We start from the raw sequence: 12,511 nt of genomic DNA, 5'->3' as shown, positions 1-12,511 counted from the left end.
TAATAGAAGATAAGGGGACATGAATAGGGGGAGAGAGGATGACCATTTCACTTTTTCTTATTTTGTTTGTGGGGATTGTTTCGCTAGTCGGGACGATATGGATTGCGAATAACGATGACAAACAGTATAAAAAGACTGAAAAAAAACGAATTCGAAACTTATCATTTATTTATGTAGCGCTACTAGTAGGTTCTGCTATTGCTGTTGCTGTTTATATTGCAAATATTTAATTTGGAAAGTAGGTTACCTTGAACCTCGAATATTATTAGAGGGTAAAGATTATTTAACTAGCGTACTTGAAGAAGAGGTTAAACTGTTGTGGTAGGTAGCTGAGGTATTTCAGTCACTTAGATATCCGAACGATTGCTGACTTGCAATCGTTCGGATGTTTTTTTGTTGATTCCGAAAACAAGTTAAAAAACTAGTGGAATGCAGCGCAATAGAACGGACGTGTTCTCACTGCCTAACTATGTTCGAACAGTCATGGTTTGTCTTTGAGAAGAAATCATTTAGTTATGTCCCAGCTACGGTTTTTATCGCAAATTGAAATCTCCGCTTGAGACATCTACGTCTATTCGATGCGTACCCTTCCCATTCGTAGCTTGAATTTCATCTTCTTGTTCTTTCATTGTTTTAAAGTTAAATCGATTATTAATATCTCCCGTGCTCGCTTTGGCTTGTAAGGTAATATCAGCTTTAGGTGGCAGCGTAACAGTCATGTCTCCAGAGCTAACGTGAGCTTTAATCGAATCAACCACTCTATTTATAGAAATAGAAGCATCACCTGAAGACACGTGAGAATCCAACTTTCCTTCGTAGTTTTTAATCGTAATATCTCCTGACTGTAAATCAACTGAGCCTTCTTTTGTGCGCACTTTGTTGATTACGAGGTCTCCTGAGGAAACATTGATATCTAATTTATCCGCATCAATTCCTTGAATAACAGTATAGCCAGATTGGACTTTAACTGAAAAATTAGTAAGAGATAAAGAGGTTTCGTTAAACTCTACATCGCCTGAACCTACGTTTAGCTTTAAATCATTGCTGTATTCTTTTGGAATATAAATTGTTAATTTACTGCTATTACCGAATGAGAAAAATGAAAAAGGCTTATTTTTATACGTAACGGTAATCGTTTTTCCATTGCGTTGAACATTTACTTTTCCCTTCCCTTGTAAATCCGCTTTTACTTCTTTTCCGTTATATTCTTCAATGACTGTATTTACGTTCGCTGTTTTAAGCTTAATACTTTCAATTGAATTTGTCAGAGCTGCTTCGGTTTTGGAGGATCCTAACGTCCATGTAGATGTGGTAAATGGATTAGTCAAAAGAAAAGCAGCTCCGATAAATACTAGAACCAAAAACAATAGTTTTTTCATGCTTCACCCTGCTTTCAATTTTATAAAGAAATAAGATACATCACCAATGTTATCCATTTTGTGGGAGTTAATCAATAGCCCGAGGAATGAATTATAGGTAAGACCTGAGATGTAGTTGGAGATTGGAATATACTTACTTATTTTTCTAAAATAATGAATGGGTTTCAGTTGCCGAAAGCTAAAAGTAAAAATAATCCATAAAATTCAAGTAACAGTCATAAAAATGTTAGTTTCATTACGAATTTTAAAGGAATTGTATGGTTTGTAATATTATTGTTTCTCTTGTAAGAAACTTAATCCAATCTGAACAAATGTTACCCATTCTTTCAATGAAACTGGCTTTCTCTATGCTAAGATAATGTCAGGTTATTTTTTCGGGAGGTATTTTTATGAAAAAAGGAAAATTGACAAAGTGGGTCATTACATCAGCTGCATCACTTTCATTTTTTGGAGTACAAGGAACAGCTGCATCAGCTGCATCTCATAAAGTATCGACAGGAGATACGCTGTGGAAGCTTAGTCAACAAGAAGGTGTATCGGTAGATGAATTAAAACAAGCGAATAATCGCACGAATGATATGATTTATGTTGGAGAAGTCCTAACAATTCCAGAAAAAGAGACAGTACATACAGTAGTATAAGGTGAGACATTGTTTAGTATTTCACAGACATATAATACAAGCGTAGATCGTTTGAAAGATTTAAACGGATTACAAGGTGATCTTATTAACGTAGGACAACAGCTAGTTGTAACGGGACAAGGAGCTTCTGAAACGGCACCAGCACCACAGCCTACAAACGTAGGAGTTGAGGAAGCGGAAAAAGATTTATTAGCAAGGTTAGTAGAAGCAGAAGCGAAAGGTGAGCCGTACCAAGGTAAAGTAGCGGTAGCAACCGTGGTTATGAATCGTGTGGCGTCAGCCCAATTCCCTAACAGCATTACAGAGGTTATTAATCAACCTTTAGCTAACGGTGGTTACGAGTTTTCTCCAGTAGGCAATGGAACGATTAATCAGCCTGCTTCTGAGGAGTCAAGACGTGCTGTAGAAGAAGCGTTAGCAAATCCAGATCATCAAAACCCTGCGCTGTTTTTCTATAATCCACAGATTGCAACAAATTCGTGGTTAGAAACAAAGCAAGTAACAGCAGTTATCGGAAATCACGTATTTGCTAAATAAAAAGAAACGAGGATTTCCCTCGTTTCTTTTTTATTGCTTATAGATATGCTTGTAGCTGTTGCGATAGTTTAAGAAATTCTTGTTTGTTACGATGTAATAAGGCATGATCAATTTCTTTTTGAAGCTGTTGTTTTTGAAACATCCGAAGCGCATGATCTAATACCATTTCAGCCGTTAATGAATTCATTGTATCTTCTTCATTTTGTTTCTGGATATGATTCAAATGCTTTTCCACGGGGAAATCAACTCCTCAGAAATTTTTAGTTACCTATTCATGCTCTAAGCTATGCGATGTTTCTAAAAATGGTTCGTAGCTTACAGCCTATGGGGGAGATAAGAAAGCCATTTAAAATCGAATTAAGTAATGATAATTGTACTATAACAGGATATGTATATCAACTTTGTTATATAATTGATTGTCGTCTTTTTCTGACAAAAATCTATAGTCTAAACAAGAGTGTTCTAGCATAGGTGACCTTCTTATTCTTTATGAGTGTTTCCTATATTCCATTTGCTTATTCGCATTATTCTATTTATTCATTGTACATATGAGATATTATTCGTATAAGATATGTATAAACATCAGTTTTTGAAAGCGTTAAAATTAATTGTGAGAGGGGAACATAAAATGTCAGTGCTTACATTGAAACGCTATATTTTGAGTGAAAGGGAACGCGAAAAATTAGAAGATGCATTGCTTACTAGCTTTCCAGAATGTGAATCTGTTGTGTGGCAGCTAGATGATGTAGAGCTTGGGGAATTGTATCACAAAAAAATGCAGATAAAAGCTTGATTATAAAAAAAGGGCAACGTTTCATCAGAAAACGTTGCCTTTATTCTTGCGTGGACGAGTCAATGCCGTATGCAAAGGGAATTAATGCACAGATTAAAGCAGCAGTTAGCTCAAATGTGAGCTGTAAGCCGTTAAGTTCATGACTTTGAAACATTAAAATCTTTTCAACCGTGCCAAATATAATAAAACCGAGGATGAGATAGCGTGCAATCCAAATCGCTTGTCTATAAGAAAGCAAGCCTTGTTTTAAATGCGCTGTAATGGTCTGAATCATATTTTTTCCTCCTTACCCAAACTAGTTATCTTTTAAACCTATTTTTATTGTAACAAATTATTTGATACTGTTAATTATTTAAAGTTTTCCATTCGAAAAACCTTCCTCAATCAGCTGAGGAAGGTTCTCTTTATTTTGCAAGTGGTATTGAAGAATCAGAACTTTGAGGTGGAGCTGGTGGATGAAATTCGTTTTCCATTTTTGAAACAACAACCGTTGCAACTCCGTTTCCAATTAAGTTCGTAATAGCACGAGCTTCAGACATAAAGCGATCCACACCAATTAATAATGCAAGACCTTCAACAGGAATCATTGGGAAGGCTGCTAATGTTGCTGCTAGAGTGATAAACCCAGAACCCGTTACGCCAGCGGCACCTTTTGATGTTAGCATTAACACACCTAGTAGCGTTAACTCTTGCCAAATCGTTAAGTCAACTCCGTAGGCTTGTGCAATAAAAATTGCTGCCATTGATAGATAAATAGATGTCCCATCAAGGTTGAATGAATAACCAGTAGGGATAACCAGACCTACAACGGACTTAGAGCACCCGTATTGCTCCATACGATTCATCATTTTTGGTAAAGCTGATTCAGATGACGATGTACCAAGCACGAGTAAAATTTCTTCTTTAATAAACGCAATGAATTTTAAAATACTGAAGCCATAAAATTTAGCAATTGTACCTAAAACAAAAATGATGAATAAGAACATCGTAATATAGACAGATCCCATTAATTTTCCGAGCGAAACAAGTGAACCAATTCCAAAATTTCCGATTGTATAAGCCATCGCTCCGAAAGCAGCAATTGGAGAAATCTTCATAATCATATTAACGATTCCGAAGAAAATATCCGTCACTCGTTCAAAGAATGTAATGACAGGTGCTGCTTTTTCGCCTAGAGCTGCTGTTGCAAGTCCAAATAACACGGCAAAAAATAAGATTGGAAGCAGTTCTCCGTTAGCCATTGCTCCAAAGACGCTATCTGGAATAATGCTCATCACAAAGTCCATGAATCCATGTTCAGCTTCGGCTGCTTGCTTCGTATACTCAGAGACGTCAGCTCCCTGTGCTCCGCTTATATTAAAGCCTTCACCAGGTTTTACGAAGTTAACAACAAGAATACCAATAGCTAAAGCGAACGTTGTGACAATTTCAAAATAAAGAAGTGCTTTACCACCAATACGCCCGACTTTTTTCAAATCGCCCATACCACCAATTCCAATGACAACAGTTAAAAAGATAATCGGTGCGATAACCATTTTAATTAATTTAATAAAGATGTCAGCTAATACTTTCAGCTGCGCGCCGAATTCAGGAAAAATAAACCCAACCATAATCCCTAAGATAATCCCAATAATAACGCGAACTGTTAAGTTGTTAAAATTAATCTTCATCTTCCATCCCCCTTGATTCATAATTTGATAGCGTTTTCATTTGTCTTGTAAACCTATAGTACCGCATATGAATGGGGGGTGAAATTTCTGGTGATAATGGTCTTTTTGTTCATTAAGTTCTTAGAATTTTCATAGAAAAGAGTTTGGGACATAACAAAATAATTGCTTCTAAAAGACGAGCAATAGCTGTTCCCATCTCTTTAGGTTATCTGAACACGTTCGTTCCATTGCGTTACGGCCACTCGCTTTCTGCGGGGAGGAACCTGAGCTTCCTCGCTGCGCTTTGGGATCTCAGGTTTACCTCTTTTTCCCGCAGGAGTCGAGTGTCCTACGCTCCATTCCACCCTGTTTCCAACATTGTTTTCACAATCAACAAAAAACCTGAGCGATTAAAAGTGAGGAACTCTCAATCGTTCAGGTATAGTAGAGGCTGAACTACTTATGTCTCAGTCTCTTTAATTACTTCTTATATGTTTCTTCCACAATATCTTTTGTTAAACGCTTTTGAAACTCTGTATAAAGTGGTTTAAAGCGCTGCTTCCACTTATCTCTTTCCTGTTCTGTTAAATAATGAACTTGAATCGAAGACTCATTTTTAATTTTTTCGAGCTGCTGATCATTCATTCCTTTCGAGTGCTCCCACATCCAAGCTGTTGTTTCCTCCATCGCATTTGAAAGCAGAAGTTGAACATCGGGAGGCAAGCTGTTCCAATAGCTCTCGTCCATCATGACCGCATAGCCTAAGTAGCCGTGATTACTAATCGTCATGTAGCGCTGCAGCATATATAAACGCTTTGAATAGATATTTGAAATTGTGTTCTCTTGACCGTCAAACTCTTGTTTTTCCAGCGATTCATACACTCGGTTAAATGGAGCAATGGTAGATTTAGCATCAAGTAGATCAAACTGCTTTTTTATGACTTCGCTTGGCATAATACGAAAGCGTTGGCCTTTAAAGTCATCCGGGACAGCCAGCTTTTTTTGACTACTCGTCATTTGTTTAAATCCATTGTTCCAGAATGCTAGTCCTTTTAAATTTTCTTTTTTGAGAGATGCTTGCAGACTCTTGCCAATCTGACCGTTTAACGCGGCTTCAACTTCACCTTCATCTTTAAACATAAATGGGAGGTCAAAAAGTAGCCAATCCTCGTTTAAATCTGCAAGTTTTGAGAAAGAAGGAGCAATCATTTGAACGTCATTTCGTCTTAAAGCATCTACTTCTTCTGTATCAGAATAGAGCACACTATTTGAGAAAACTTCAACTTTAACCTTGCCATCTGATCGTTCATTAACAACCTTGGCAAACTTTTGAGCTGCTAATCCTTTTGGGGTGTTTTCAGCTACAACATGACTAAAGTTAATCACAATCTGCTCATCCAGTCCTCGTTGTTCATCATCTCTATAGACGTGTTCTGAATGTAAAAACGAAGGAGGGAAAAGCAAAATATAAGTAAAGAAAGCGCTGACAAATAAAGCTGTTACAATAAATATTCGCATAGGGTCTTACTCTCAGCTCCTCGCATCTCGATGAGAAGAATTGTAATCTTATGATTTATTTTACCATGCAGATTTGGAGCATGGTAAAATAAATATAGATAGTATATGTGAGAAAGAAGAGGTAGCTTAGGCTTTATGAATCGATTTTCAATGCAAACGAAAATGACTGCCTTAATCTTTTTTATTATCGTCTTTGCGCTGTTTTTAGCCGGTCTTGTCGTGATTAAAGAGTTTGTGGAATCAAAGGAAGAAGATTTACGTCAGAGAGCTCTTGTAACATCAAGAACTGTAGCTGAAATGACGGAGGTTAGCGAAAAGATAACGGGAGATGAACAAAAAAGGCAGAAAATTAACACAATAGTAGACCCCATTCGAATTATTCACGGGGCAGATTATGTAGTGGTACTTGATATGGAAAAGATAAGGCTGTCTCATCCAGTCAACGCTATGATTGGCACAAAATCGCATGGTGAAGATGAAGGACAAGCATTTGCTGAACACACATACACGGATAAGGCCAAAGGAGAAAGTGGCACCGTAGTGCGTTCACTCGTTCCAATTATTAATCACCACCATGAACAGGTTGGCGTTGTAATTAGTGGTTATTTGTTGCCGACTTTTTCAGAAGTTATACAGAGCTTGAAAAAAGAGATTTTTATCATCAGTCTGCTAATTCTACTATTTGGTGGATGGGGAGCTTGGGTACTAGCTTCTCACATAAAAAAGCAAATGTTTGAGTTAGAACCAGATGAGATTGCACGGCTATTTGTCGAGCGAACGGAAACCTTTAACGCTATGCATGAAGCTGTAATCGCGATTGATAAAGATGAGTATATTACAATTTTTAACGATAAAGCAAAAACCATTATGAATATTCATGATGATGTAATTGGAAAATTGATTTATGACGTCATTCCAGATACCCGTTTACCAGAGATTTTACAGCTGAATCAACCGGTTTATAACAAAGAGCTTCAAGTACGGAATTTAACGATTTTAAGCAATCGGGTTCCAATTAAGGTAAAAGGAGAAACGGTAGGAGCAGTTGCGATTTTCCAGGACCGAACTGAAGTAAAGAAGCTAGCTGAAGAACTAACTGGGGTAAAAGCATTTGTCAGTGCACTTCGCGTTCAAAGTCATGAATATATGAATAAGCTTCATACAATTGCAGGGCTGATACAGCTTGGAAACAATGAAAAAGCGCTGGAGTACGTCTTCGATGTTTCCGAGCAGCAGGAAGAATTGACGAATTTCTTACACAAAAATATTAAAAATGAAAGCATATCAGGCTTGTTAATTAGCAAAGTAAGCAGAGGAAAAGAATTGGGAATTACGTTAACAATTGATAAGCATAGCTATTTAGAAACGTTTCCTCAGCATTTAGATCATCATGATTTTGTAATCATTATTGGGAATTTGATTGAAAACGCTTTCGATTCGTATGCTAACTCTTTTCAGGATGAGAAAGAAGTCTATGTCAGCATTGAACAAACAGAGGACGTGTTGTCTATTTTGGTAGAGGATAACGGATGCGGCATGGCTAAAGAAGAAGCGAAGCATATCTTTGAAGAGGGATTTTCGACAAAGGCAAAGGAAAATCGAGGTATTGGTCTTTATTTAATTCACCAAATTGTTCAAAAAGGTGATGGAGATATTGCGATTGAAACAGAATATGGGCGTGGCACGGCGTTTACCATTACATTTGTACTATAGGTTATAAGTGAAAAGGGGATGGAAGTATGACAAAAAGCCAATGGAAGGTACTTGTGATTGAAGATGATTTAATGGTTCAAGAAGTGAATAAGCAATTCATCGAGCAGGTGGAAGGGTTTGTAGTGACAAACGTCGCATCAAACGGAGTAGAAGGGTTACAAATGATTGAAAAAGATAATCCGGATCTAATCATCATCGACATGTATATGCCGAATCAAGACGGACTTACCACACTTCAAAAAATTCGCTCAAAGGGCTATCAATCAGATGTAATTGCCGTCACAGCGGCCAGTGACAGTGAAACGGTCAAGCGTGTATTGCAATACGGAGCCGTTGATTATATTATGAAGCCATTTAAGTTTGAACGCATGAAGCAAGCTTTAGAAAACTATCGACAGCGCCAAACCAAACTAAGCAAAAGCGAATCTATCACTCAAGATGAAGTCGATACGCTATTATTTAAAACAGCCGCTGAGAAAAATCCAACGTTACCGAAAGGGTTAAACACGGTCACGTTAGCTGGAATCCGGTCGTATTTACATAGCCAAACTGATCCAATTTCAGCAGAAGAAGTTGCAGAAGGAATGGGTATTGCAAGGGTCACGGCACGTCGATACTTAGAGTATTTAGATCAAGAGAAAGAAGTTGAGCTTTACGTAGAGTATGGCCGAGTCGGCAGGCCTGTTAACCGTTATTTATTGCAACAAAAGTAGTCATAAAAAAGACCGGTTCTTTGCTGGACCGGTCTTTGTAGCTATGATTCATAGATTTCTTTAATTCCTGATAAGCGTAAAGATAACGTATTGTGATTTTCATCCTGTAAAGATAATGTTTGTTCGACTAGGTTTAACTGTTTCACTTTTCCTTTGAAAGTTTCTAATAAACCATCACGATAATAATTAACTGTAACAGAACCGTTTTTTCGTAAAGCTTTTAAAATCATTAGATAATCTCCTCTCATTGTATGTTTTATTTATGAAAACCGAAGTAAAATGTAAGCAGTTTTTTATCTACTTTTAGTATACACAAAAATAGTAAGCGTTTTCACTAAAAAAATGAACACTTTGTGAAATTTTGCACATCTACTTTCAAAAAGAATCTTTACAACGTAAATCTTACTCTTTCTTTATGAAATTCAAGTGAAAAAACTGTTAATCTCATGTTAAGAGTTTGTTACCTAAAGGTTTTCTTGACAAACACCTTTGCCTCTACTATACCTGAACGATTGAGAGTTCATAACTTTTAATCATTCAGATTTTTTGGTTGATTGTGAAAACAATGTTGGAAACAGGGTGGAATGGAGCGTAGGACACTCGACTCCTGCGGGAAAGAGAGGGAAAACGGAGATCCCGCAGCGCAGCGAGGAAGCTCAGGTTCCTCCCCGCGGAAAGCGAGTGACCGTAGCGCAATGGAACGAACGTGTTGAGACAAACCAAAGAGATGGGAACAGCGAGTGTTCGTCTTTTAGAAGCCATCATTTTGTTATGTCCCAAACTCTTTTTAATTTATGAAGGAAAATAAGAATTTAGAACGTATATAGAAAATAAAGTCAAAGGGTAACACGCTATTTTACAGCGTGCTCTTTGTAAATCATACCAAGTAAAGGCTGTTGTTAGAATAGAAGAGTAATCTCATCGAGTTTTTCCCTATCCAAAAGCCTCGTGATTGAAATGAAAGGTGCGCCACTCTAGCAGGATTAGCGGGCCAGATGAGACCCCGCAGTTTACGAGGAGGCTCAGCGCTCGCCCTGCGGAAAGGAAGCAACCTGAAATGGAAATCACGCTAGGCAGAGAACAAGTGCTTCCCCCTCTAAAAACAAGTTAAATCTGACATAACTAAATATAATAGCTAACGATAAAAAAACGATATTTTAACTATGGCTATAAATATCATATAGTTAAGGTAACAAAGAATTAATCGATTGTAGAGGAGGCGACAAGATGTTTTGGAAAAAAGATGAACCCGTAGCTGTTCATGGTGTACTTTTTTACGGTTTGCTGAGTAAAAAGCAACGAGCAATCCTCAAAGAAATTGAAAAAGTTACTGCCCCTGAAGAATGGAACGGTTTAAAAGGCGTTTATTGCCTCGGCAGTGTTAAGGTACAAGGAAGAGACGTATTAGGCGTTTATTACGGACAATTTCCAAAGCAAACCTCTTCAAAAAAGCAAGCTCTACAATTTGAAATTAACTATAAAAAATATACAGTGACAGAGTGTCCTATTGTCTTTGTTGACACCATGAAAAACAAAAAAGCTCATCAGTTCGCTTTCATCGTTCTTCATGAACTAGGTCATCACGTAGATCGAACTCAAAACCAAGCTGTATTAAGAGAAGGAAACAAACAGCAAGAACTATTTGCAAACACATATGCAATTGAATGTTTTTTACAAATGGAAGGAATGGAATCCAAGCAGCTTCACAATATTCCTTACCTTCAAGAAGCGATTCAGGAATACCAACAATCGCACTATCCATTCTGTCCTCCGCTTACTCTTCGTGTTGAATAACGAACCCACCCCTACCTATGTTTTAAAAGCCATGAACAAAAAGGATTTAATTATATAAAAAGTTTTAAAAGTATTTATATGACGAATTATTTACAGCGAACCGAATCTTAAATTATGATTATTTTAAGAAAAAACAGAAAATTAAGGTTATGTAAGAACAGAAACTAGTATAACTGGCTGCTGAGTTTTTAACATCATGTAAATGAAGATAAAACCATAGCTTTGTCAACTTTAATGAAAGCGTATACAAAAAGGGGTAGGGGGGATTTATATGTTAGCAATACTTGGTTTTGCAATGGTATGTACCTTCATGTTTTTAATTATGACAAATCGCTTAACACCACTAATTGCACTGATGGTTATTCCTGTTATATTTGCAATCATTGGTGGCTTTACAACAGATATAGGTGAAATGGCGTTAGCAGGTGTAAAAGAATTAGCACCAACGGGCGTAATGCTCATGTTTGCTATTCTATACTTTGGTATTATGATTGATGCTGGGTTATTTGACCCAGTTGTAGGTAAAATCTTAAAGATTGTTAAAGGGGATCCACTGAAAATTACGATTGGGACAGCGATTCTTGTTTTAACTATTTCATTGGATGGTGACGGAACAACAACATACATGATTACGCTCTCTGCAATGTTACCGCTTTATAAAAAGTTAAACATGAGTACGATGATGTTAGCCTGTATTGCGATCATGGGAAGCGGAGTTATGAACTTAACGCCTTGGGGTGGTCCAACTGCTCGTGCGATGAGTGCATTAAATCTAGACGCTTCTCAAGTATTTACACCGTTAATTCCAGCGATGGTTGGAGGAGCAATTTGGGTTATCTTCACCGCTTACCTATTTGGTAAAAAAGAACGTCAACGTTTAGGCGTAATTGATTTAAAAGATATTTCATCTGTACAAGTTGCGTTTGCAGAGCAAGCAGCAGCAGTGGAGCAGCCAAGCTACAAGCGTCCAAAATTACTTTATGTAAATCTTGGCTTAACAATTTTATTAATGGTTGGGTTAATTAGCGGAATCATGCCTTTACAAATTTTATTTATGATAGCGTTTGCGATTGCGATTATGATTAACTATCCAAATTTGGAAACACAAAAAGAACGAATTACAGCTCATGCGGGTAACGTACTAGCCGTTGTGTCACTAGTATTTGCAGCAGGGATCTTTACAGGGATTTTATCTGGTACAAAGATGGTTGATGCGATGGGAAATAGCCTAGTTTCTCTTATTCCAGATGCACTGGGACCTTACATGTCAGTCATCACAGCCATTACAAGCATGCCATTTACATTCTTTATGTCAAATGATGCTTACTACTATGGCATTCTACCAATTATCGCACAGGCAGCAGCCACATACGGAATCGACGCAGCTGAAATTGCGCGTGCATCATTAATCGGTCAGCCAGTTCACTTGCTAAGTCCACTTGTTGCTTCCACATATCTATTAGTAGGTATGGCGAAAGTTGACCTTGGAGAATTCCAGCGCTACACGTTAAAATGGACGATTGGTACATCAATGGTCATGCTGCTTGTTGCTATCATTACAGGGGTCATTACCTTGTAACATGAGAACTTATTCGCTTTCAAGCGGATAAGTTCTTTTCTATATAATTGATAGGTAAGTTCAAGATATAAAAAGTAGTCTAATTCGATAGTAATGCTTTTAAATAATCAAGAAGACGATAGAGTTCTTATCTTGAAACCTCATACCAAGTAGAGGGAGGTTTTTAAAACACAAATAAATGAACGGTTCTCATCA

General features: G+C 37.3%; 14 protein-coding genes. 8 read left to right on the top strand and 6 right to left on the bottom strand.

Annotation, left to right across the window (positions count from 1 at the left end; translation table 11 throughout):
* The first annotated feature begins 38 nt into the window (after positions 1–38).
* Positions 39–230 carry a hypothetical protein gene (locus A2U94_RS08355; RefSeq protein ID WP_025910342.1) on the top strand — a complete coding sequence of 64 codons (192 nt, stop codon included), beginning with the start codon at positions 39–41 and terminating at the stop codon, positions 228–230.
* 303 nt (positions 231–533) lie between these two features.
* Here A2U94_RS08355 and A2U94_RS08350 read toward each other — a convergent pair whose 3' ends face one another.
* Positions 534–1,379, bottom strand: a complete 846-nt coding sequence (locus A2U94_RS08350; RefSeq protein ID WP_025910343.1) for a DUF4097 family beta strand repeat-containing protein — start codon at positions 1,377–1,379, stop codon at positions 534–536.
* A 389-nt stretch (positions 1,380–1,768) separates the two neighbouring features.
* On the opposite strand from A2U94_RS08350, the gene A2U94_RS21805 reads away from it, so the two are divergent.
* Together A2U94_RS21805 and A2U94_RS08345 are read left to right on the top strand one after the other, a co-directional pair.
* On the top strand, positions 1,769–2,020 hold the full coding sequence (locus tag A2U94_RS21805; RefSeq protein WP_231882742.1) for a LysM peptidoglycan-binding domain-containing protein: 252 nt from the start codon (positions 1,769–1,771) through the stop codon (positions 2,018–2,020).
* A gap of 9 nt (positions 2,021–2,029) precedes the next feature.
* On the top strand, positions 2,030–2,557 hold the full coding sequence (locus tag A2U94_RS08345) for a cell wall hydrolase (protein ID WP_231882741.1): 528 nt from the start codon (positions 2,030–2,032) through the stop codon (positions 2,555–2,557).
* Positions 2,558–2,594: 37 nt separating this feature from the next.
* Here the strand turns inward: A2U94_RS08345 and A2U94_RS08340 are convergent, their stop codons facing one another.
* Positions 2,595–2,792 (bottom strand): IDEAL domain-containing protein, encoded by a 198-nt coding sequence (locus A2U94_RS08340; protein ID WP_025910344.1) that lies wholly within the window; start codon positions 2,790–2,792, stop codon positions 2,595–2,597.
* Between the two features lie 393 nt (positions 2,793–3,185).
* Between A2U94_RS08340 and A2U94_RS21120 the strand changes: the two genes are divergently transcribed.
* Positions 3,186–3,350, top strand: a complete 165-nt coding sequence (locus A2U94_RS21120) for a hypothetical protein (protein ID WP_156413457.1) — start codon at positions 3,186–3,188, stop codon at positions 3,348–3,350.
* A gap of 40 nt (positions 3,351–3,390) precedes the next feature.
* On the opposite strand, the gene A2U94_RS08335 is transcribed toward A2U94_RS21120, so the two are convergent.
* From A2U94_RS08335 to A2U94_RS08325, 3 genes are all read right to left on the bottom strand, one after another.
* Entirely contained in the window at positions 3,391–3,624 is a 234-nt protein-coding gene (locus A2U94_RS08335) for a hypothetical protein (protein WP_025910345.1), read from the bottom strand.
* Positions 3,625–3,754: 130 nt separating this feature from the next.
* Entirely contained in the window at positions 3,755–5,020 is a 1,266-nt protein-coding gene (locus tag A2U94_RS08330) for a dicarboxylate/amino acid:cation symporter (protein WP_025910346.1), read from the bottom strand.
* A gap of 459 nt (positions 5,021–5,479) precedes the next feature.
* A complete protein-coding gene (locus A2U94_RS08325) occupies positions 5,480–6,517 on the bottom strand; it encodes a DctP family TRAP transporter solute-binding subunit (RefSeq protein WP_025910347.1) in 1,038 nt (345 codons plus the stop codon).
* Positions 6,518–6,652: 135 nt separating this feature from the next.
* Between A2U94_RS08325 and A2U94_RS08320 the strand changes: the two genes are divergently transcribed.
* Positions 6,653–8,230 (top strand): ATP-binding protein, encoded by a 1,578-nt coding sequence (locus tag A2U94_RS08320; protein ID WP_025910349.1) that lies wholly within the window; start codon positions 6,653–6,655, stop codon positions 8,228–8,230.
* A 26-nt stretch (positions 8,231–8,256) separates the two neighbouring features.
* Positions 8,257–8,943: a response regulator gene (locus tag A2U94_RS08315; protein ID WP_025910352.1), complete on the top strand. Its 687-nt coding sequence runs from the start codon at positions 8,257–8,259 to the stop codon at positions 8,941–8,943.
* Positions 8,944–8,984: 41 nt separating this feature from the next.
* Here A2U94_RS08315 and A2U94_RS08310 read toward each other — a convergent pair whose 3' ends face one another.
* On the bottom strand, positions 8,985–9,173 hold the full coding sequence (locus A2U94_RS08310; RefSeq protein ID WP_025910354.1) for a YolD-like family protein: 189 nt from the start codon (positions 9,171–9,173) through the stop codon (positions 8,985–8,987).
* Positions 9,174–10,170: 997 nt separating this feature from the next.
* On the opposite strand from A2U94_RS08310, the gene A2U94_RS08305 reads away from it, so the two are divergent.
* Together A2U94_RS08305 and A2U94_RS08300 are read left to right on the top strand one after the other, a co-directional pair.
* Positions 10,171–10,737 (top strand): ImmA/IrrE family metallo-endopeptidase, encoded by a 567-nt coding sequence (locus tag A2U94_RS08305; protein WP_025910356.1) that lies wholly within the window; start codon positions 10,171–10,173, stop codon positions 10,735–10,737.
* 271 nt (positions 10,738–11,008) lie between these two features.
* Positions 11,009–12,316: a CitMHS family transporter gene (locus A2U94_RS08300; protein WP_025910357.1), complete on the top strand. Its 1,308-nt coding sequence runs from the start codon at positions 11,009–11,011 to the stop codon at positions 12,314–12,316.
* Positions 12,317–12,511: the final 195 nt, after the last annotated feature.

Source organism: Bacillus sp. VT 712 (assembly GCF_001614195.1).
Lineage (GTDB): Bacteria > Bacillota > Bacilli > Bacillales > Bacillaceae_H > Priestia > Priestia flexa.
The sequence above is the reverse complement of the archived record's forward strand: the minus strand, read 5'-3'. Positions and strand labels throughout refer to the sequence as shown.

Excerpts from the sequence above, each read along its gene's own strand:
- A2U94_RS08330 (WP_025910346.1), bottom strand. The coding sequence starts at position 5,020 with ATGAAGATTAATTTTAACAACTTAACAGTTCGCGTTATTATTGGGATT.
- A2U94_RS08320 (WP_025910349.1), top strand. The coding sequence starts at position 6,653 with ATGAATCGATTTTCAATGCAAACGAAAATGACTGCCTTAATCTTTTTT.
- A2U94_RS08315 (WP_025910352.1), top strand. The coding sequence starts at position 8,257 with ATGACAAAAAGCCAATGGAAGGTACTTGTGATTGAAGATGATTTAATG.
- A2U94_RS08325 (WP_025910347.1), bottom strand. The coding sequence starts at position 6,517 with ATGCGAATATTTATTGTAACAGCTTTATTTGTCAGCGCTTTCTTTACT.
- A2U94_RS08350 (WP_025910343.1), bottom strand. The coding sequence starts at position 1,379 with ATGAAAAAACTATTGTTTTTGGTTCTAGTATTTATCGGAGCTGCTTTT.
- A2U94_RS08335 (WP_025910345.1), bottom strand. The coding sequence starts at position 3,624 with ATGATTCAGACCATTACAGCGCATTTAAAACAAGGCTTGCTTTCTTAT.
- A2U94_RS08300 (WP_025910357.1), top strand. The coding sequence starts at position 11,009 with ATGTTAGCAATACTTGGTTTTGCAATGGTATGTACCTTCATGTTTTTA.
- A2U94_RS08305 (WP_025910356.1), top strand. The coding sequence starts at position 10,171 with ATGTTTTGGAAAAAAGATGAACCCGTAGCTGTTCATGGTGTACTTTTT.
- A2U94_RS08355 (WP_025910342.1), top strand. The coding sequence starts at position 39 with ATGACCATTTCACTTTTTCTTATTTTGTTTGTGGGGATTGTTTCGCTA.
- A2U94_RS21120 (WP_156413457.1), top strand. The coding sequence starts at position 3,186 with ATGTCAGTGCTTACATTGAAACGCTATATTTTGAGTGAAAGGGAACGC.
- A2U94_RS21805 (WP_231882742.1), top strand. The coding sequence starts at position 1,769 with ATGAAAAAAGGAAAATTGACAAAGTGGGTCATTACATCAGCTGCATCA.
- A2U94_RS08310 (WP_025910354.1), bottom strand. The coding sequence starts at position 9,173 with ATGATTTTAAAAGCTTTACGAAAAAACGGTTCTGTTACAGTTAATTAT.